Below are 19,030 nucleotides of genomic sequence, written 5' to 3' on the forward strand. Positions count from 1 at the left end.
GCGCAGCCGCGGCATCCGCGTGGGTAGGGTGTGCGGGTGACGATCGAGATCCGACGGGCGGGGCGGGCGGATGCCGCGAGCCTCGCCGAGCTCGCTGCTGAGACGTTCCCGCTGGCCTGCCCGCCGCACGCCACCGCCGCATCGATCGCGGCGTTCATCGCGGAGCACTTCACGGTCGCGCGGTTCGAGGAGTACCTCGCCGACCCGGCGCGGATCCTGCTGGTCGCCGAGGACGACGACGCCTCGCTCGCGGGCGACGCGCTCGCGCCGCGACGGATGCCGGTGGGCTACGCGATGCTCGTCACGGGCGAGCCGGCCGACGCCGACGTGGTCGCGGCCGTCACCGCACGGCCCACGGTCGAGCTGAGCAAGTTCTACACGCGACGCACCGTGCACGGCACGGGCGTCGCTGCACCGCTCATGGGTGCGGTGATCGCCGCGGCGGAGGCGACGGGCGCGGCGACGATGTGGCTCGGGGTGAACGAGGAGAACGCCCGGGCCATCCGCTTCTACGGCAAGCACGCGTTCGCGCGCGTCGGCACGAAGCGGTTCCGGGTCGGGGAGCGGCTCGAGCACGACCTGGTGCTCGAGCGGGTGCTCGCGGTGGCGCCGGGTCGGAGCGTCTGAGTCGATTCCGGGCAGGCCTGCCGGCTCAGGGGCGAGCGCGCATCGGTAGGTCGACCCGCACCGGACCGCGCAACGCCTGCTCGCGCACAGTGACCACGAGGCGGTCGCCCTCGCGTTCGGCGAGTGCTCCGGGCGACGCCGTCGCCGCGTCGAGGTCGAGCGCGCCGCCGTCGGCGTCGAGCGGGACCGCGACGCCGGCGGGAGCGTCGACGAACGCATGTGCGAGGTCGCCGGTGCGCGTCCAACGCACCCATGGCTCGTCGGACGCACGGGCGACGGCGGCGTCGAGGGGGCGGGAGCCGAAGATCGCATCGCCGTGCGCGCGGTTCCACGCGCCGAGGCCGGCGAGGGTCGCACGCTGGAGTTCGGGGAGCTCCCCGGCCGCCGTCGGCCCGACGTTCAGCAGGAGGTTGCCGCCGCGGGCGACGATGTCGACGAAGTAGCGCACCGCGTCCTCGGCCGACAACGACTGCTCGGCATCCTCGAGTCGGTTGTACCCGAACGAGTAGCCGATGCCCCGGCAGTGCTCCCAGACACCCGACTCGAGATCCCGTCCGTACTCGTACTCGCTCGTGCGGAAGTCCCAGTGGGTGCGTCCCCACCGGTCGTTCACGACCCCGTCGGGAGACGCGCGGTAGAACCGGCGGAAGAGCTCGGCGAGCGAGGTCGGGCCGTCCGGCTTTCCGTGGTCCGGCCACTCGATGTCGCCCCAGAGGAGGTCCGGGGTGTAGCGCTCGATGAGGTCGGCGACATGGGCGAACGCGTAGTCGGCGTAGGCCGCGTCGACCGGACGACGTTCGTGGTCGGCGTCAGACGTGATGGCGGGTTGCCCCGTGGCGTGCCAGTCGAGGCCGCCCGAGTAGTAGGTGCCGAACCGGAGGCCGGCGCGGCGCGCGGCATCTCGGAACTCGCCGACCAGGTCACGCCGAGGCCCCCGGCGAACGGTGTTGCGGTCGCCCGTGCCCGGCGCGTCCCAGAGCGTCACCCCGTCGTGGTGCTTGGTCGTGGGTACGACGTACCGCGCCCCGCTGTCTGCGACCAGTCGCATCATCGCGTCGGCGTCGAACCGCTCGGCGCGCCAGGCGTCGAGGAAGTCGTCGTACGGCGCCCCACCGAACACCTCGGCCTGGTGACGCTGCGCCGGGCTTCCTCGATGCGGATGGTGTTGAAGTACCACTCCGCGTACGGGTTGTGCGCGTACCACTGGTGGGAATCGATCGTCCCGAGCGCACCGATCGGCTCGGCCCAGGCCGGAACGGAGTAGGGCCCCCAATGGATGAAGATGCCGAGCTTCGCCTCCGGGAACCAGGCCGGAGTCTCGCGCGCGAACGCGCGGTAGACCTCAGGGTGTTCGGGTTCGTGTGTGGTCATGTCGCAGTTTTCCTCGTGACTCGGGTCATCGGATGTACCGACCGATCAGGTGCGGTATGGCGGCCGATGCTAACACCGGGACGGGCAAGAGATCGGATGTCTCACGCTCACTCGCGTGGGGATCCGCAGAGGTCGCGCGGGATTGCGGCGCGATCGGATCGACGTGTGAGCGAAGTCGGGCCCGTCGGGCGCGATTCCACGCAGGGTGACTGCGTGGGCGGGCCTGGGCCGAGTGGCCCGTTCTGCCGCGGTTTCCGCGGGAGAACGGAGGTTCGGACGGGCGGAGATCCCATGAGAATCACTCAGTAGTAGTGATTGAAAGTGAGCGAACCAATCTATTGCGATCAGGCACAATCGCTCATACGCTCACTCACGAGTCGTGAACTCCGCACCCGAAATCCAAGGAGCATCCAATGCACACACGTCACGCATCGAGGCCGGTCCGCACCGCGGCGGCGGCGTCGATCCTCACCGCGGCAGCCCTCGTCGTGAGCGGCTGCGCGAGCGGCAGCAACAGCAGCAGCACCGACCCCGACGAGCCGGTGACCCTCTCGTACGCGATCTGGGACGGCAATCAGCAGCCGGCGATGGAGGCGATCGCGGCAGCGTTCACCGAGGAGCACCCGAACGTGACGATCGACATCCAGCTGACGGCGTTCCAGGACTACTGGACCAAGCTGCAGACCGCCGCATCCGGCGGTGGGGCACCCGACGTGTTCTGGATGAACGGCCCCAACTTCCAGCTCTACGCATCGAACGGCGTGCTGGCCCCGATGGACGGCCTCGACACGGCGGTCTACCCGAAGGGCCTCGTCGACCTGTACACCTACGAGGGCACCGTGTACGGCGCCCCGAAGGACCTCGACACCATCGGCGTCTGGTACAACACGGAACTGTTCGACGCAGCCGGCGTCGCCTACCCCGAGGCGGGCTGGACCTGGGACGACTTCCGCGAGACCGTCACCGCACTCACCGACCCCGACGCCGGGGTCTGGGGTGTCGTCGCAGCCCCGTACAACCAGATGGAGTACTACAACACCATCTACCAGGCAGGCGGCGAGGTCATCGACGCCGCGGGGACGCAGACCGGGTTCGGTACGCCCGAGGCGCTCGAGGGGGTCACGTTCTGGACGGACTTCATCGAGAACGGCGAGTCGCCGTCCGCACAGCAGATGACCGACACCGAGCCGAACTCGATCTTCCAGTCGGGCCTCGCGGCAATGTTCTGGAACGGATCCTGGGCCGGCGGCGGCTACGCGAGCGACGAGGCATTCGCCGACGCGGTGAACGTCGCCCCGCTCCCGGCCGGACCCGCGGGCAACCAGAGCGTCGTGCACGGCCTCGCCAACGTCGCGTACGCCGACGGCGAGCACCTCGACGTCGCCCTCGAGTTCGCCGAGTTCGCCTCGGGCGAGTTCGCCGCCATCACCCAGGCGGAGAGCGGCACCGTCATCCCCGCGTACGACGGCACGCAGGACGCCTGGGTGCAGGCGCTGCCGCAGTACGACCTGCAGGTCTTCATCGACGCCCTCGACACGGCCGTCCCCTATCCGGTGTCCAAGAACACCTCCGCCTGGGTCAGTGTCGAGGGTGAGGTCATCACCCAGATCTGGGCCGGCAACGTCTCCGCGGAGGAGGGTCTCCAGGACCTCGCCGCGCGAGTCCAGGACGCGCTCGACAAGGAGTGACCTCATGACGAACCTCGCAGCGCGCAAGCGCGCGACGGTCGCCATGTCGGCCCGGGGGAGCGCGAGCTCCCCGGTGCCGGCCGGCGGCCCCGCCGAGCCTCAGCCTCGCCCTGGTGGGCGCTGGTGTTCATCGGCCCCATGGCGATCGGCCTCGCCGCGTTCTACCTGTGGCCGACCGTGCGCACCTTCTTCATGTCGTTCACCGACGCCGGCCCGTTCAGCGGCGGATCCTTCGTCGGCCTGGACAACTACTTCGCACTGTTCCAGGACCCCGAGCTGCTCGGCGCACTGCGCAACACGGCCGTCTACACGATCATCGCCCTCGTGGGCATCCCCATCGCCGTCGCCATCGCAGCGCTGCTGAACACGGCGGGCCTGAAGGGGCGCGGCGTGTACCGCACGCTCTACTTCATCCCGGTGGTCACGATGCCCGCGGCGATCGGGCTCGTCTGGCGGCTGATCTACAACGGTGACTACGGCATCCTGAACCAGGCCCTCGGCATCATCGGCATCGAGGGGCGGTCCTGGCTGACCGACGGGAGCACCGCGCTCGCCGCCATCGTGGTCGTCGGCATCTGGGCCGGCCTCGGAACGGCGATCGTCATCTTCCTCGCCGGGCTCCAGGGCATCCCGAAGTCGCTCATGGAGGCCGCCGAGCTCGACGGCGCAGGGCCCGTGCGGAAGTTCTTCTCGATCACGATCCCGATGCTGAGCCCCTCGATCTTCTTCGTCAGCGTGATCACCGTGATCGGCGCACTGCAGGTGTTCGACCTCATCTACATGATGCTCGGCCGCAACAACCCGGCGCTGCCGGAGATCCGCACCGTGGTCTTCCTCTTCTACGAGGCCGGCTTCGTCGACAACCACCGCGGGTACGCGGCCGCGATCGCGATGGTGCTGCTCGTGATCATCCTCGTGCTGACCGCGATCCAGTTCCGTCTCCAGAAGAAGTGGGTGCACTATGAGTGACGTCGATCTCACCACGCGCGCGATCACGACGGGGAACGATGCGCCCCCAAGGAGCGCAGGCGGCGCGGGCACTGGCCCGTGCACCTGATCCTCATCGTCGGGGCGGTCCTGATGGTGTTCCCGTTCCTCTGGCAGACCCTCACCGCATTCAAGACCTACGCCACGTCGGTGCAGGTGCCCCCGGTGCTGTTCCCGGACCCGTGGACCATCACGAACTTCGTCGAGGTCTTCGACACGCTCCCGTTCGGCCAGATGTTCGTCAACTCCGTGCTGCTGACCATCGGCCGCACGGTCGGGCAGGTGGTGCTGTGCACCATGGCCGGGTACGCGTTCGCGCGGATGGAGTTCCGGGGACGCAACCTCGTGTTCATCCTGTTCCTGTCGGTGCTGATGGTGCCCACGCAGCTGTACCTGCTGCCGCAGTACGAGATCATCGTGCAACTCGGCTGGCTGAACACGCTGCAGGCGCTCATCGTGCCCGGCATCTTCAGCGCCTTCGGGACGTTCCTGATGCGGCAGTTCTTCATGTCGCTCCCCATGGAGCTCGAGGAGGCGGCCCGCCTGGACGGCGCCAACCAGTGGCAGACCTTCTGGAAGGTGATGGTTCCGCTGGCCAAGCCGGGCATCATCGCCCTCACGGTCTTCACGGTGCTGTGGTCCTGGAACGACCTGCTCTGGCCGCTGGTGGTCACCACCGACCCCGAGCGGATGCCCCTCTCGGTGGGCCTGTCGCAGCTGGTCAGCGTCTACAACACCGACTACCCCCTGCTGATGGCGGGCTCGCTCCTGGCGACGATCCCGATGCTCATCACGTTCATCGTGCTGCAGCGGCAGTTCATCGAGGGCATCGCCTTCTCCGGAATGAAGTGACGGTCTGACATGACACCCGCATCGGCCACGGCCCGCGACATCACCGTGGGCATCGTCGGCTTCGGCGCGCGCGCCGCACTCCACGAGGAGGTGCATCGCCCCGGACGCGGCTCGCGCGTCACGGCGGTGTGCGACCTCGCGGAGTCGGCGCGCGCCGCCGCGCAGCAGACGTTCCCGGACGCGCTCGTCACGTCGTCGCTCGACGAGGTGCTGTCGCACGGCGTGGACGCCGTGATGATCCTCACGCCGGACGACACGCACGCGTCGCTCGCGATCCGCGCCCTCGAGCGCGGTGTCGCGGTGTTCCTCGAGAAGCCGCTCGCGATCCGCATCGAGGACGCCGATGCCGTGCTCGAGACCGCGCGTCGAACCGGCTCGCGACTCTACATCGGCCACAACATGCGGCACATGCCGGTGGTCGGCCTCATGCGCCGGCTCATCCGCGAAGGGCGCATCGGAGCGGTCAAGGCCGTCTGGTGCAGGCACTTCGTGGGCCACGGCGGCGACTACTACTTCAAGGACTGGCATGCGGACCGGCGGAGCACGACCGGCCTGCTGCTGCAGAAGGGCGCCCATGACATCGACGTCATCCACTGGCTCGCCGGCGCGTACTCGGACCGGGTCGCCGCAATGGGCGCGCTCGCCGTCTACGGCGACATCGACGACCGCCGGGACCGCTCGGGCGAGCGCCTCGGCGACTGGCTGAGCCTGGACAACTGGCCGCCGACGGCGCAGACCGGACTCCACCCCGTGATCGACGTCGAGGACATCTCGATGATGCACATGCGCCTGGCGAACGGCGTGCTCGCTTCCTACCAGCAGTGCCACTTCACTCCGGACTACTGGCGCAACTACACGATCATCGGCACCGAGGGGCGTATCGAGAACCTCGGAGACACGTCCGGCTCCGTCGTCGGGCTGTGGAACCGGCGCCACCAGAGCTCAAGCGAGCCCGACGAGACGTTCGTCGTGCCGGCGGTCGCGACCTCGGGCCATGACGGCGCGGACGCCCTGCTCGTCGCCGAGTTCGTGCACTTCGTGCGCGAGGGAGGCGCCACCGAGACCTCGCCGATCGCAGCGAGGAGGCCGTCGCTGCTGGCGTGGCCGCGACCGACTCGCTGCGGGGCGACGGCTGCGCCCGCGACATCCCGTCGCTCGCCCCCGATCTCGTCGCCTACTTCGAGCGCGGACAGGTCGAGGGCAGCGCCTCCCGCTGACATGCACGCACCACACGGAAAGAGATCCATGACCGAGCACCACCTTCCCCCGCCCCGGGCGCCCATATGGCGGCCGAGCTCGCGAGCCAGCCGGAGACCTGGACCCGGGCAGCCGGCATGACCGTCGAGCAGCACCGCCTTCCGGCCGGCGGCGCCCGCGTCGCCGTGATCGGCTGCGGCACCTCCTGGTTCATCGCCCAGAGCTACGCCGCCCTGCGCGAGCGCGGCGGGTTCGGTCGCACGGATGCCTTCACCGCATCCGAACTCCCGCAGGACAGAGAGTACGATGCCGTCGTCGCACTCACGCGTTCCGGAACGACGACCGAGGTGCTGCAGGCGGTCGCGCGGCTGCGCGGACGCGTGCCAGTGATCGGCGTCGTCGGCGACGCCGACTCGCCCCTCGTCGACCTGGTGGACGACGTCGTGGCGCTGCCGTTCGCGGACGAGCGCTCCGTCGTGCAGACCCGTTTCGCGACGACCGCGCTCGCACTGCTCCGGGCGTCCCTCGGCGAGCGGCTGGACCGCGTGATCGCCGATGCGGAGACCGTGCTCGCCGAGGAGCTCCCCGAACACCTCGTCGGCGCCGACCAGGTCACCTTCCTCGCCTCGGGCTGGGCAATCGGCCTCGCGCACGAGGCGGCGTTGAAGATGAGGGAGTCGGCGCAGGCCTGGACCGAGTCGTATCCCGCAATGGAATACCGGCACGGCCCGATCTCGATCGCCGCCCCCGGCCGCGTGACCTGGAACTTCGGTTCGGCACCCGACGGGCTCGCCCGCGAGGTCGCGGCCACCGGCGCCACGTTCGAGCAGCGCGACCTCGACCCCATGGCCGAGCTCGTGCGCGCCCACCGGGTGGCCCTCGAACGTGCGCGACGCGCCGGTCTCGACCCGGATTCGCCCCGCAACCTCGCCCGATCGGTCGTGCTGGGCTCATGAGCGCACCGTCTTCGACGACCACCCTGCTCGGCGACGGGCCGGCGGTGCTCGCGTTCGACGTGGGCGGTACGCACGTGAAGTCCGCACTCGTCGACACCCGTGGGCGCATGCTCGGCGTCCGCCGCCACCCCACGGTGCGCGATGCGTCCGCACCGGGCCGGTCGGTGGTCGCCCAGTTGGGGTACCTCGCCGAGGCGCTCCGAGATGCGCATCGCGATGTGCGCCCGCTCGTCGCCGGGGTCTCGGTACCCGGCATCGTCGACGAGCGGACCCACCGGGCCATCTACTCCTCGAACCTGGGTTGGCGCAACGAGCCGCTGTACGACCTGGTTCGCAGTTCCCTCCGGCTGCCGGTCGCGTTCGGTCACGACGTGCGGGGCGCGGGTCAGGCGGAGCTGCGGCTCGGCGCGGCCCGCTCGCGCCGAGACGTGGTGATCGTCACGATCGGAACCGGCATCTCGGCGACCCTGATCGTCGACGGACGCGTCCGCGCCCGCGGCGGCTACGCCGGTGAGATCGGGCACATGCTGAGCGATGCGGCCGGCGCCGAGTGCGCATGCGGCTCGCGCGGATGCCTCGAGACCATCGCGTCGGCATCGGCGATCGCCCGTCGCTACTTCGAGCGCACGGGCGAGGCCGTCGCGGGCGCTCGGGAGGTGCGCGACCGCATGGCGGCGGGCGACCCGCACGCCGCGCGGATCTGGGACGACGCAGTGGATGCGCTCGCCGTGCAGCTGCAACGACTGTCGGTCGTGCTCGCACCCGAGCTGATCGTGGTCGGCGGTGGTCTCGCGGCGGCGGGCGACGCCCTCATCGTCCCGCTGCGCCGGCGCCTCGACGCGTTGATGGCGTCGGAGCGCAGGCCCCGGGTGGTGCGCACCGCGCTGGGCGACGACGCCGGCCTGGTCGGGGCCGCACTCGCGGCGCGCGACCTCGCGACCGGTGCGGCGGCGGGGATGTCGGCATGATCGTCACCGTCACCCTCAACCCGGCCCTCGACCAGACGTGGGAGGTGGACCGTCTCGTCCCGGGGAGAGTCACCGGGTCTCCACCGGTGCCTCCCGCGCCGGCGGCAAGGGCGTGAACGTCGCGCGCGTGCTGCACGCGACCGGGCACGACGTGCTGGTCGTCGCGCCCGTCGGCGGTTCGACCGGCAGCCTGTTCCTCGCGGACCTTGCGATGAGCGGCATCCGGAACCGGGTCGTGCCCACCCGCGCCGAGACCCGACGTTCGATCGCCGCGGTCGACACCGCGAGCGGTCAGGCCACGCTGCTGAACGAACCCGGGCTCCCCCTGCGAGCCGAGGACGCGGACGCCGTCGACGCCCTCGTGCTCACCCTGTCGCCACCAGCCGTCGTCGCGCTCTGCGGGAGCCTCCCCCGGGCTACCCGCCACGGCGCCTCGGACGGCTGGTGGCGGCGCTCCGCGCGCAGGGCACGATCGTCGTCGTCGACACGAGCGGGCCGGCCCTGATGGAGGCGTCGTACGCGGGTGCCGACCTCGTCGCGCCCAACCGCGAGGAGCTCGCGGCGGTTGCGGGCACCGACGACTTCGATGCCGGGATCGACGCCCTGCTGGCGGCCGGTGCAGGCGGCGTCGTCGCAACCGACGGCGCGGCGGGCCTGACCGTCGCGCTGCGCCGGTCCCGGTGCCGGGCTCGCCTCGAGTCGTCCGTCGAGCCTCGGAATCCGACCGGGGCGGGAGACGCCGCCGTCGCCTCACTCGCCGCGCACCTGGCCGATGCGGCGCCCACCGCCGGCGACGACGCTTTGGTGCTCGCGCGACGCGCGGCGGCCTGGTCGGCCTCCGCCGTCACCATGCCGCTCGCCGGCGAACTCGCCCCCGATCACGACGCATGGGCGTCGCGCGTCGTCGTGACCGTCGCTCGAACGGAGCCCGCATGCCCCTGACTCCCACACTCGACATCCTCCACGCGGCGCGAAGCGCCGGCGCGGGCGTGGGTGCGTTCAACGTGGTGCTGCTGGAGACGGCGGAGGCCCTCGTCCGCGCCGCAGAGTGCACGCGCATGCCGATCGTGCTCCAGATCTCGGAGAACTGCGTCGCGTATCACGGCGGCCTGCGGCCCGTCGCACGCGCGACGCTCGCCCTCGCCGACGCGGCGACCGTACCCGTCGCGGTCCACCTGGACCACGCCGAACTGCCCGACCTGGCGTTCGAGGCCATCGATCTCGGGTTCGGATCGGTCATGTACGACGGTTCCCGCCTCGCCGTCGACGAGAACATCGCGACCACGCAGCGGGTCGTCGCGCACGCGCACGCCGCCGGGGTCGCGGTCGAGGCCGAGCTGGGTGAGATCGGCGGGAAGGACGGTGCACACGCCCCGCACGTTCGCACCGATCCGATCGAAGCGGCGTGCTTCGTCGACGCGACCGGTGTCGACGCGCTCGCGGTGGCCGTCGGGTCCTCGCACGCCATGACCGCGCGGACGGCAGCGCTCGACGTCGACCTCATCGCCCGCATCCGCGCCGCGGTCGACGTGCCGCTCGTGCTGCACGGCTCGTCCGGGGTGCCCGACGACACCATCGTCGCGGGCATCCGCGCGGGTCTGGTCAAGATCAACGTGTCGACCCACCTCAACTCCGCGTTCACCTCCGTGGTTCGTGAGATGCTCGACTCCGACGAGACGACCGTCGACCCGCGCCGCTACATCGGGCGTGCCCGCAGCGCCGTCGCCGACGAGGCGGCGCGCATGCTGCGGGTGTTCCGGGCGGCGGGCGCGACGCTGGAAGGAGCTGTCGGCGCGTGAACCGGACCGAACGGCTGACCGCGGTGCTCGACCTGCTCGCAGTGTCGGGGCGGGTCGAGGTCGACGACATCGTCCACCGGCTGGGCGTATCGGTCGCGACCGCCCGGCGCGACCTCGACGCGCTGGCCCAGCAGCAGCTGCTCACGCGCACGCGCGGTGGAGCGATCGCGCATTCGGTGGCGTACGACCTCCCGCTGCGCTACAAGAACCAGCAGCGTCCCGAGGAGAAGCTCGCCATCGCCCGTGCGGCGGTGGCACTCATCCCGCGCGGTGCAGTGATCGGCCTCTGCGGCGGCACGACGACCACCGCGATCGCCGACGCGCTGACCAGCCGCCCGGACATCATGGAGCCCGCCTCCGACCCCGGGCTCACGGTCGTGACCAACGCCATCAACATCGGCATGCTCCTCTCGCCGCGCCCGCAGATCAAGACCGTGATGACCGGGGGCGTCGTGCACGCGCGCTCCTACGAGCTGGTCGGCAGCTACGCGGATGCGGTCATCGGGTCGATCTCGCTCGACATCGCCTTCATCGGGGCGAACGGGCTCGACGCCGAGGTCGGCCCGACCTGCCACGACGAGCAGGAGGCCGCGGTCAACGCGGTGCTCGCGGCGCGCGCCCGTCGGGCGGTCGTGGTCACCGACTCGGCGAAGATCGACCGCCGCGCCTTCGCGACGATCGGTCCGCGCGACCTGTTCTCGACCATCGTCACCGACGACTCGATCACGACCGAGCAGCTGCGGCGGCTCGAGGAGTCGGGGTACGAGGTGATCGTCGCCGGCTAGGCCGCGCGGCGCGACGGATGAACGGGGCGATCGGCATGACAGGCACCACCCGGCCCCCGCCGCGATCGGGATCGATGTCGGGGGCACCGCAGTCAAGGCGGTGCTCGTCGACCGCCACGGCGTGATGCTCGCGGAGGCGCGCCGGCCGACGACCTCGCCCGACCCGGCGGGTGCGGGCGTGCTCGATGTCGCGCACGAGCTCGTGAAGGAACTCGGTGGCGACGGCGACCTGCGGGTCGGCGTGGTCGTGCCGGGCATCGTGGACGAGGCCCGCGGCATCGCGGTGCGCGCGGTGAACCTCGGCTGGGAGGGCCTCGATCTCGCGCGCATGCTCTCCTCGCGGATCGGTCGCGATGTGGCGTTCGGTCACGATGTGCGCGCGGGCGCGGTCGCGGAAGCCAGGTGGGGTGCCGCCTCGGGCACCTCGGGCACCTCGGGCGTGGTCGTCTACGTCGCGATCGGTACCGGCGTCGCAGCGGCGGTGCTCGTGGAGGGCCGCCCGGTCGTGAGCGACGGGTGGGCGGGCGAGATCGGCCAGCTGCCGGTCGCGGACGGTCCACTCGCGACTCGCCGCATGGAGGAGGTCGCGTCGGCGGCCGCGCTCGCCCATCGCGCCGGCCTGCCGAACGGGCGCGCCGTCGCCGAACGCGCCGCCGCAGGAGATCCGCAGGCCCGCGCGGCGTGGGATGACGCGATCGGGGTGCTCGCCGACGCGTTCGCGGCCGTCACCGCGGTGGTCGCGCCGGAGCTGATCGTCGTCGGGGGCGGGCTCTCGCGCTCGGGCGATCAGCTGCTCGTCCCGCTCGCGGATGCGCTGGACGAGCGGCTCGGCACCTTGCGCCGACCGCGCCTGCGTACGGCGACCTTCGGTGAGTACTCCTCGGCGTTCGGAGCCGCAGCGCTCGCGCTCGGGCGCGCGTGACGCCGAATCCCGAGCAGGTCACGAGCGCTTGACCCGCTCGTAGGCCGCGAGCGCGGCCGCCCGGGTCTCCCGCAGGTCGACGATCGGCTCGGGGGAGCCGAACGCACCCGCATCCGGGGCCCACCGCCCCACGTACACGCCGTCGGGGTCGAACTTCTGCGCCTGCAGCTCGGGGTTGAACACGCGGAAGTACGGGGCGGCGTCGGCACCGGACCCGGCGACCCACTGCCAGTTGAACGGGTTGGCCGCGGCATCCGCATCGACCAGCGTGTCCCAGAACCACTCCTCTCCGTGCCGCCAGTGGATCAGCAGGTTCTTCGTGAGGAACGACGCGACCACCATGCGCACGCGGTTGTGCATGACGCCCGTCTGCCAGAGCTCGTGCATACCGGCGTCGACGACCGGGATGCCGGTGCGACCGTGCTGCCACGCCTCGAGGGCCTCTCGGTCGAGGTCGGGCCACGGGAAGGCGTCGAACCGGCGCCGCCAGTTCTCGGTCGCGAGGTCGGGCGAGTGGTACAGCACGTGCCAGGCGAACTCGCGCCAGCCGAGCTCGGAGAGGAACGTCTCGACGCCCTGCGCGGCGGAGGGTCGCTCGCGACGGGTGTCGACGGCCGCATGCCAGATCTGGAATGGACTCAGCTCGCCCCAGCGCAGGCGCGGCGACAGGCGGGAGGTGCCGTCGGCGTCGAGGCGGTCGCGGGCGTCGGCGTAGTCGTCCACGTCGTCGGCGAGGAACGCGCGCAGGCGACGGCTGGCGGATGCCTCCCCGGGCGTCCACGCGGACCGCAGGCCGCCTGCCCAGTCGGGCGCGGTCGGCAGCAGCCCCCAGTCCTCGAGGTCGTCGGACTCGGGGTAGGCGCGGGGACCGGACAGCGTGCGTGGCGCCGGGAACGGCTCGCGCGGCTCGGGGCCCGCCGGCACGCCTTCCAGAACGGGGTGTAGACCGAGAACGGCTCGTCCTGCCCGGTGCGGATCGTCCACGGTTCGAACAGCAGCGACGCCTGGTGGCTCCGGGGCGCGCGGCCGGCCTCGCGGAGCATCCGCTTCACGGTCGTGTCGACCTCGCGCTCGGGGCCGCCGTACCGCCGGTTCCAGACCACCCCGGCCGCGTCCACCTCGTCGGCGAGGGCGGGCACGACCTCGGATGCCGCGCCGCGACGCAGCACCAGCGGCACGCGGCGCGCACGCAGGTCGTCGGCGAGCGACGCGAGGCTGTGGTGCAGCCACCAGCGCGCGGCGCCGCCGAGCGGGCGGATGCCGGGGGACTCCTCGTCGAGCACGAACAGCGCGATGACCGGGCCGTCGGCCGCGGCAGCCTCGCGCAGCGCGGGATGGTCGGCGAGCCGCAGGTCGTCGCGGAACCAGACGATCGTCGGCTGCGTCATGCGGGCGACGATACCGGGCGGGCGTCGGGGTGCGACACGCGTCGCATGCATGCTCGGCGGATGCTCAGTCCAGGTCGGCGACCTTCAGCACGAGCTTGCCGCGCACGTGGCCCGCCTCGACCAGGCGGTGCGCCTCGGCGCCGTCGGCCAAGTCGAGCACGCGGTCGACGTGCACCCGCACCGACCCGTCATCGATGAGGCGCGTGATCACGGCGAGCGTACGGGCGTCGGGCGCCACCGACAGCCCGGTGGCGAGCACGCCGCGCTCCGCGGCATCCGCTTCGAGGCTCGGCCAGCTCTTCGTCGGCACATTGACGACCAGGCCGCCCGGTCGCACCACCTCGAGCGAGCGGGTGCCCACGTCGTCGACCACGTTGCCCATGAGGTCGATCACCGCGTCCTGCTGGCCGGCAACGTGCTCGAAGCGCTCGCTGCGGTAGTCGATGACGCGGTGCGCGCCGAGTGAGCGCACGAACTCGGCGTTCTCGGCCGAGCAGGTCGCGGTCACGCGCACGCCGAAGTACGCGGCGAACTGCACGGCGAAGTGGCCCACGCCGCCCGCGGCCGCGTGGATGAGCATGCGCTGCCCGTCGTGCGCCTTGGCGGTCTCGACCACGGCCGCCCACGCGGTGAGCGCAGCGACCGGCACCGCGGCGGCCTCGGTGAGCGACAGGCTCGACGGCGCGGTGGTCACGCTCAGCGACGAGACGGCGGCGAGCTCGCCGTAGCTGCCGGTCGTGCGGGGCACCCGGGTCATGCCGTACACGCGGGTGCCGGGTTGCAGCGGATGCATCGCCGTCGGCGTCTGCTCGACGACGCCGGCGAAGTCGAGCCCGAGCACGCTCGGCCACGCGTCGATCGCCCCCGAGACGCCCCGGCCCGCGCGCGTCTTCGCGTCGATCGGGTTGACGCCCGCGGCGGCGACGCGCACGAGCACCTCGTCGGAGACGCGCACCGGGTCGGGCACCTCGCCGATTCGCAGCTGTTCGGGATCTCCGGTCGCGTCGATCACCAGTGCCCTCATCGGCGGTTCCTCCGTGTGTTGCGTGGGGTGTGCACGTGGAAACCTAACCGCCGCGCGTTACGGCCGGTCGCGCGTGGTGTTTCGCCCATGAGTCGGTCTGGACGTGCCGCATGCCCCTCGGTAACGTCACCGTACATGCGCATCCTCGTTGCGACGACCGCGAACCTGGGGCACTTCCTGCCGACGGTGGCACTGGCCCGGGCGTGCGCGGCAGCGGGGCACGAGGTGCGGGTCGCCGCGCCCGGCTCGTTCGCGCCGGCGGTCGCAGGCGCCGGGCTCGCATTCGCGCCGGTCGGCGACCCGGACCCCGCCGAGATCGGGCGCACGTTCGGGTCGATCGCGCACCTGCCGATGATGGAGCGCGACGCCCGGGTCGTCGCCGACGTGTTCGGGCGCATCGACGCGCGGGCCGCGCTGCCCGCCATGTCGGAACTGCTCGACGGGTTCCGGCCCGACCTGGTGCTGCGCGACCCGGCGGAGATCGCCTCGCTCGTCGCCGCCGAGGTGCGGGGCGCGCCGCACGCGACCGTCGCGATCGGCACCACGTCGATGCTCGGGCTGTTCGCCGAGCGACTCGCCGAGCCGCTCGCCGAGTTCGAGGCCGAGCACGGGCTCGCGGCCGGCCGGCTCACCGGCGCCGCGGCCGCAGCGCCGCGGTTCACGCGCGTGCCCGCGTCGTTCGACGATCCGCCCGCAGCATCCGACCCGACCGTCGTGCGCTTCCGCGACGGTGATGCGGATGCCGTGCCGGAGGCGGCGCCGCTGCCCGAGTGGGGCGACGCTGGTGCGCCGTTGGTGTACGTCTCGTTCGGCACGGTCGCCGGGAACTTCCCCGACGCGGGAGATCGCTACCGGCGCGCGCTCGACGGGCTCGCCGACGTTCCGGTGCGCGTGCTGCTCACGACCGGCTCGGGGTTCGATCCGGAGGCGCTGCGGCCCTGGCCCGGCAACGCACTCGTGGAGCGTTGGCGTCCGCAGGCCGAGGTGCTGCCGCACGCCGCCGCCGTCGTCGGACACGGCGGATTCGGCACGACCACGGCCGCGCTCGCCGCCGGGCTGCCGCAGGTCGTCGTGCCGCTGTTCGCGTTCGACCAGCACCTGAACGCCGAGCGCGTCGCCGATCGTGGCGTGGGCGTGCGCGTCGCCGACGGGCCAGAGCTCGCCCACGGGCTGCGCGAGGCCGTGGCATCCGTGCTGGGCGACCCGGAGGTCGCGGCCACCGCTCGGCGTGTGGCCGACGAGATGGCGGCGCTGCCGACTGCGCCGGAGGTCGTGCCCGGGCTGCTCGCGGTCGCCGCGGGCCGCGCGGACGCCTAGCCGCGCAGGAAGCTCGCGACCGCGGCGCGCACCGCCTCCGTGTGCGCGGCCTGCCCCTCGTCGCGCGCCGGCACGCGTTCGAGGGGCGCCCCGAGGGCGCCGGCCCAGCGCTCGGCGAGGGCGAGCGGATGCACCGGGTCGCGCGGTGCCCCGACGACGAGCGACTCGATGCCGGCCGCCGTGAGCGAGGCGAGCTCGGCGTCGTCGCGGAACGCGCGATTGCGCGGGATCTCGGTGAGCCGGATGGCCCGGGCGGTCGCCTCGTGCACGCGGAACTGGTGCAGCAGCCCGACGCCGCCCGCGTGCGAGACCGTGTCGACCTTCTGGAACGCGCCCGTGCGGCGGAAGAAGCGCATGCCCTGGTACGGGCCGTACCGGCGCAGCAGCTCGGCGATCACGGGGAACGCCATCAGGTTGTCGGGCAGCGGCCGGTCGGTGAACGAGGGGCGCACGAGCACGAGCCGCTCGACCGGGAGCAGCGCGCCGAGCGCGATGCGCACTGCGAGCGCGGCGCCCAACGAGATGCCGACGATCGTGAAGGGTGCGGACTCGGCCGGCTCGGCCGGGTCGGCCCCGTCGCGGGCGTCGGCCGCGACCTCGGCGGCGAGGGCGTCGAGCGTGAAGCGGTCGGCGGTGCCGATGCGGTCGGATGCCCCGTGGGCGCGCACGTCCGGCGCGACGATGCGTTCCTCGGCGCCCGACACGTCGAGCACGACCGGGCCGAACAGCTCGAGCGGCGTGCGGCGGTCGGACCCGAGCCCGTGCAGCAGCAGCGTCGGCACGGCTCAGGCGGTGCGGCCGGAGCGGAGCATGGCGAGCAGGTCGTCGGCGCGGTCGACGAGCATCGCGATCTGGTCCTCGTCGCGGTCGACCCAGCGGCACTTCGGCTCACCCAGCGGCACGAAGTCCTCGTGCTGCTCCCAGACGACGAGCGTGCGCTCGGCGCCGAGCACGTACTGCTGCCACCACACCTGGCGCAGGTAGTGGCGGGGGATGCCGCGCCAGGCCTTGCCGGTCGTCTTGATCTCAGCGAGTTCCAGCACCCCGTCGTCGGTCACGCGCAGGCCGTCGGGCGTCGCGAGATGCCGCCGGTCGCCCGCGGCGTGGAACAGCAGCGAGCTGCCCCGGATGCCGTGGTGCTCGTGCATCCAGCGCGCGATGACGGGCTCGCGGATGCGGCCGTGGTCGATCGCGCGCCCGCCGGTGAACCCCGACGTGCCGTGCAGCTTCTCCCACGCGAGCTGGCGCACGGCCGTGTGCGACGCCAGCCGGGCCGCATCCGTCGCCGTGATGCCCTGCGACCGCGCCCGCAGCCAGGCCACGCGGTCCTTCGAGTCGGCGACGATGCGCGACTCGTGGGGGTGGCGCGGCCGGCCGGGCTCGGTCGAGACGGCGGATGCCGCGGGCAGCGTGTCGGTCACGCTTCGAGGCTACCCGTGGCATCCGTCGTCGGGGCAGGCGACGCGCGCCGCGATGGCCCGAACGGGCCATGCGGAATGGCCGGATCGCGCGATGAGGCGAGCGGGCGATCGGAGTGGAATCGAGGCATCGACACCGCACGAGACACGGGCGGCACGACACAGGGGAGCTGAGCACGATGATCACCACCACCACCTACGACACCGACACCGCCACCGACACCGCCGAGGTGCGCGTCGCCGCCTCGATGGCCCGCGGCATGCGCTGCGGCTGGTACCGCACGCTGTTCGAGCTCGGTCCGGTCACGGTCGACGCCTTCGCCGACGAGGTCGGCATCGGGCGCGCCGCGGCGACCGGCTGGATCGGCCGCCAGGTCGACGCGGACGTGCTCCGGGTCGTCGGCACGGATGCCACGGGCGAGCCGCTCGTGCTGCTGCCGGGCGAGCACGTGACCGCGCTGCTCGGCGACCGCGGCGAGGACGAGCTCTCGGGCGCACGTGCGATGGCGCTGCACTACCGCGACCGCATGGCACCCGTCGTGCGCGCGGTCGGCGACCACGGCCTGCGCGTGCTCGCCGACGCCGCCTGACGGGCGAGCCCTACACTGGGGGCCGTGGAGCCCGGGGATCAGCTGATCCGCTACGCCGAGGTCGGCGGCCGACAGGTCGCCTGGACCTCGGTCGGCTCCGGCCCGCCGCTCGTGCTCGGCGGCTGGTGGTGCAGCCACCTCGCGCTCGACTGGGAGCAGGCGCAGTTCCGCGACCTGGTCGCGACGCTCGCCGCCCATCGCACGGTGATCCGCTACGACCGGCCCGGCGGCGGCGCCTCCGGGCACGACGACCCGCCGCCCGCCGACCTCGACGAGGAGCTCGCGCTGCTCGAGGGCATCGTCGACGTCGCCGTGAGCGATGCACCGGTCACCATGTTCGGGGTCTCCTCGGGCGGCGCGGTGTCGTCGCGGTTCGCCGCCGCGCACCCCGATCGGGTCGACGCGCTCGTCATGTACGGCACGTTCGCGAACGGCGCCGAGATCGCCCCGCCGCAGGCCCGGCAGGGGCTGCTCGAGGTGATCGGCACGCACTGGGGCTTCGGGTCGCGGGTGCTCGCCGACCTGTTCCTGCCCGAGGCCACGGCCGCCGAGCGCGACGAGTTCGTCGCCTACCAGCGGCGGTCGGCGTCGCGGGAGTCGGCGGCGGCCTCGATGGCGGAGCTGTACGCCTTCGACTCGACCGGCCACCTCGGCCGGGTGCGGGCGCCGACCCTCGTGCTGCACCGCCGCGAGGACCGCGCGATCCCGTTCGCGCTCGGCGCCGACGTGGCCTCGCGCATCCCGGGCGCGGAGCTCGTCGAGCTGCACGGGCTCGACCACTTCCCGTGGCGCGGCGACCGGCGCGCGGTGACGGATGCGGTGCTGCGGTTCCTCGGGGAGGAGGCCGAGCCCGCACCGACGGCCGGCCCCGAGGCATCCGCTCCTGAACCGCCCACGACCGACCTGAGTGCGCGCGAGCTCGAGGTGCTGCGGCTCGTCGCGCGCGGCGACACCGACCAGCAGATCGCACAGGCCCTCGTGCTGAGCCCGCACACCGTGCACCGGCACCTCGCGAACATCCGCACCAAGCTCGGCGTGCCCTCGCGTGCCGCGGCGGCGGCCTGGGCCTCGCGGCACGACCTCATCTGACGAGGCGCGCCCGCCGGGGTGGGCACTTTTCAGGAACGTACGGCTGTCGGCA

The 19,030-nt window shown here is 72.5% G+C and carries 19 protein-coding genes and 2 pseudogenes; 15 read left to right on the plus strand and 6 right to left on the minus strand.

All coding sequences use genetic code 11. From position 1 onward, the window contains the following. Nucleotides 1–36: 36 nt before the first annotated feature. The gene (locus QUE38_RS10605) at nt 37–627 is read left to right on the plus strand and encodes a GNAT family N-acetyltransferase (protein WP_286308098.1); all 591 of its coding nucleotides are present in this window, start codon (nt 37–39) and stop codon (nt 625–627) included. Between the two features lie 25 nt (nt 628–652). On the opposite strand, the gene QUE38_RS10610 is transcribed toward QUE38_RS10605, so the two are convergent. Further along, nucleotides 653–1,747: an alpha-L-fucosidase gene (locus tag QUE38_RS10610; RefSeq protein ID WP_286308100.1), complete on the minus strand. Its 1,095-nt coding sequence runs from the start codon at nt 1,745–1,747 to the stop codon at nt 653–655. Beyond that, nucleotides 1,675–1,998 (minus strand): alpha-L-fucosidase, encoded by a 324-nt coding sequence (locus QUE38_RS10615; RefSeq protein WP_286308102.1) that lies wholly within the window; start codon nt 1,996–1,998, stop codon nt 1,675–1,677. The genes QUE38_RS10610 and QUE38_RS10615 overlap by 73 nt, the downstream gene beginning before the upstream one ends. A gap of 413 nt (nt 1,999–2,411) precedes the next feature. Between QUE38_RS10615 and QUE38_RS10620 the strand changes: the two genes are divergently transcribed. The 11 genes and pseudogenes from QUE38_RS10620 to QUE38_RS10670 all read left to right on the plus strand — a co-directional run bounded on the left by QUE38_RS10620 (nt 2,412) and on the right by QUE38_RS10670 (nt 12,152). Next, nucleotides 2,412–3,686, plus strand: coding sequence for an ABC transporter substrate-binding protein (locus tag QUE38_RS10620; RefSeq protein WP_286308104.1), 1,275 nt, complete (start codon nt 2,412–2,414; stop codon nt 3,684–3,686). A gap of 123 nt (nt 3,687–3,809) precedes the next feature. Next, complete coding sequence (locus QUE38_RS10625) at nt 3,810–4,655, plus strand: carbohydrate ABC transporter permease (protein WP_286308107.1); 846 nt, start codon at nt 3,810–3,812, stop codon at nt 4,653–4,655. Nucleotides 4,656–4,733: 78 nt separating this feature from the next. After that, nucleotides 4,734–5,525 carry a carbohydrate ABC transporter permease gene (locus QUE38_RS10630; RefSeq protein WP_286308109.1) on the plus strand — a complete coding sequence of 264 codons (792 nt, stop codon included), beginning with the start codon at nt 4,734–4,736 and terminating at the stop codon, nt 5,523–5,525. Between the two features lie 9 nt (nt 5,526–5,534). Beyond that, nucleotides 5,535–6,742 (plus strand): annotated as a pseudogene (locus tag QUE38_RS10635) (Gfo/Idh/MocA family protein). Between the two features lie 66 nt (nt 6,743–6,808). Next, on the plus strand, nt 6,809–7,678 hold the full coding sequence (locus QUE38_RS10640; protein ID WP_286308111.1) for an SIS domain-containing protein: 870 nt from the start codon (nt 6,809–6,811) through the stop codon (nt 7,676–7,678). Next, complete coding sequence (locus QUE38_RS10645; RefSeq protein WP_286308113.1) at nt 7,675–8,646, plus strand: ROK family protein; 972 nt, start codon at nt 7,675–7,677, stop codon at nt 8,644–8,646. The genes QUE38_RS10640 and QUE38_RS10645 overlap by 4 nt, the downstream gene beginning before the upstream one ends. A 112-nt stretch (nt 8,647–8,758) precedes the next feature. Next, nucleotides 8,759–9,151, plus strand: coding sequence for a PfkB family carbohydrate kinase (locus QUE38_RS10650; RefSeq protein ID WP_286308117.1), 393 nt, complete (start codon nt 8,759–8,761; stop codon nt 9,149–9,151). Further along, nucleotides 9,091–9,588 carry a PfkB family carbohydrate kinase gene (locus QUE38_RS10655; RefSeq protein WP_286308118.1) on the plus strand — a complete coding sequence of 166 codons (498 nt, stop codon included), beginning with the start codon at nt 9,091–9,093 and terminating at the stop codon, nt 9,586–9,588. Before QUE38_RS10650 ends, QUE38_RS10655 begins: the two co-directional genes overlap by 61 nt. Beyond that, nucleotides 9,579–10,445, plus strand: a complete 867-nt coding sequence (locus QUE38_RS10660; RefSeq protein WP_286308120.1) for a class II fructose-bisphosphate aldolase — start codon at nt 9,579–9,581, stop codon at nt 10,443–10,445. Before QUE38_RS10655 ends, QUE38_RS10660 begins: the two co-directional genes overlap by 10 nt. Next, a complete protein-coding gene (locus tag QUE38_RS10665; RefSeq protein WP_286308121.1) occupies nt 10,442–11,230 on the plus strand; it encodes a DeoR/GlpR family DNA-binding transcription regulator in 789 nt (262 codons plus the stop codon). The genes QUE38_RS10660 and QUE38_RS10665 overlap by 4 nt, the downstream gene beginning before the upstream one ends. 100 nt (nt 11,231–11,330) lie before the next feature. After that, a complete protein-coding gene (locus QUE38_RS10670) occupies nt 11,331–12,152 on the plus strand; it encodes an ROK family protein (RefSeq protein WP_286308123.1) in 822 nt (273 codons plus the stop codon). An 18-nt stretch (nt 12,153–12,170) separates the two neighbouring features. On the opposite strand, the pseudogene QUE38_RS10675 reads toward QUE38_RS10670, so the two are convergent. Both QUE38_RS10675 and QUE38_RS10680 read right to left on the minus strand, forming a co-directional pair. Then, nucleotides 12,171–13,540 (minus strand): annotated as a pseudogene (locus tag QUE38_RS10675) (cryptochrome/photolyase family protein). A 64-nt stretch (nt 13,541–13,604) separates the two neighbouring features. Continuing rightward, nucleotides 13,605–14,564, minus strand: coding sequence for an NADP-dependent oxidoreductase (locus QUE38_RS10680; RefSeq protein WP_286308125.1), 960 nt, complete (start codon nt 14,562–14,564; stop codon nt 13,605–13,607). A gap of 135 nt (nt 14,565–14,699) precedes the next feature. Here QUE38_RS10680 and QUE38_RS10685 point away from each other — a divergent pair, with 135 nt between their 5' ends. Then, nucleotides 14,700–15,881 carry a glycosyltransferase gene (locus QUE38_RS10685; protein WP_286308127.1) on the plus strand — a complete coding sequence of 394 codons (1,182 nt, stop codon included), beginning with the start codon at nt 14,700–14,702 and terminating at the stop codon, nt 15,879–15,881. On the opposite strand, the gene QUE38_RS10690 is transcribed toward QUE38_RS10685, so the two are convergent. Together QUE38_RS10690 and QUE38_RS10695 are read right to left on the minus strand one after the other, a co-directional pair. Further along, on the minus strand, nt 15,878–16,663 hold the full coding sequence (locus QUE38_RS10690; RefSeq protein ID WP_286308129.1) for an alpha/beta fold hydrolase: 786 nt from the start codon (nt 16,661–16,663) through the stop codon (nt 15,878–15,880). The two genes, QUE38_RS10685 and QUE38_RS10690, sit on opposite strands and share 4 nt — an antisense overlap. Nucleotides 16,664–16,666: 3 nt before the next feature. Next, nucleotides 16,667–17,302, minus strand: a complete 636-nt coding sequence (locus QUE38_RS10695) for a YqaJ viral recombinase family protein (RefSeq protein ID WP_433996898.1) — start codon at nt 17,300–17,302, stop codon at nt 16,667–16,669. Between the two features lie 176 nt (nt 17,303–17,478). Here QUE38_RS10695 and QUE38_RS10700 point away from each other — a divergent pair, with 176 nt between their 5' ends. Then, nucleotides 17,479–17,889, plus strand: a complete 411-nt coding sequence (locus tag QUE38_RS10700) for a hypothetical protein (RefSeq protein ID WP_286308132.1) — start codon at nt 17,479–17,481, stop codon at nt 17,887–17,889. 24 nt (nt 17,890–17,913) lie between these two features. Further along, nucleotides 17,914–18,978: an alpha/beta fold hydrolase gene (locus tag QUE38_RS10705; RefSeq protein ID WP_286308134.1), complete on the plus strand. Its 1,065-nt coding sequence runs from the start codon at nt 17,914–17,916 to the stop codon at nt 18,976–18,978. Nucleotides 18,979–19,030 lie beyond the last annotated feature (52 nt).

Origin of the sequence: Agromyces mangrovi, from assembly GCF_030296695.1 — a bacterium.
GTDB lineage: Bacteria > Actinomycetota > Actinomycetes > Actinomycetales > Microbacteriaceae > Agromyces > Agromyces mangrovi.

What these genes read in the sequence shown, in the direction of transcription:
- QUE38_RS10615 (WP_286308102.1), bottom strand. Translation starts at nt 1,998, where the DNA reads ATGACCACACACGAACCCGAACACCCTGAGGTCTACCGCGCGTTCGCG.
- QUE38_RS10620 (WP_286308104.1), top strand. Translation starts at nt 2,412, where the DNA reads ATGCACACACGTCACGCATCGAGGCCGGTCCGCACCGCGGCGGCGGCG.
- QUE38_RS10640 (WP_286308111.1), top strand. Translation starts at nt 6,809, where the DNA reads ATGGCGGCCGAGCTCGCGAGCCAGCCGGAGACCTGGACCCGGGCAGCC.
- QUE38_RS10645 (WP_286308113.1), top strand. Translation starts at nt 7,675, where the DNA reads ATGAGCGCACCGTCTTCGACGACCACCCTGCTCGGCGACGGGCCGGCG.
- QUE38_RS10660 (WP_286308120.1), top strand. Translation starts at nt 9,579, where the DNA reads ATGCCCCTGACTCCCACACTCGACATCCTCCACGCGGCGCGAAGCGCC.
- QUE38_RS10680 (WP_286308125.1), bottom strand. Translation starts at nt 14,564, where the DNA reads ATGAGGGCACTGGTGATCGACGCGACCGGAGATCCCGAACAGCTGCGA.
- QUE38_RS10685 (WP_286308127.1), top strand. Translation starts at nt 14,700, where the DNA reads ATGCGCATCCTCGTTGCGACGACCGCGAACCTGGGGCACTTCCTGCCG.
- QUE38_RS10700 (WP_286308132.1), top strand. Translation starts at nt 17,479, where the DNA reads ATGATCACCACCACCACCTACGACACCGACACCGCCACCGACACCGCC.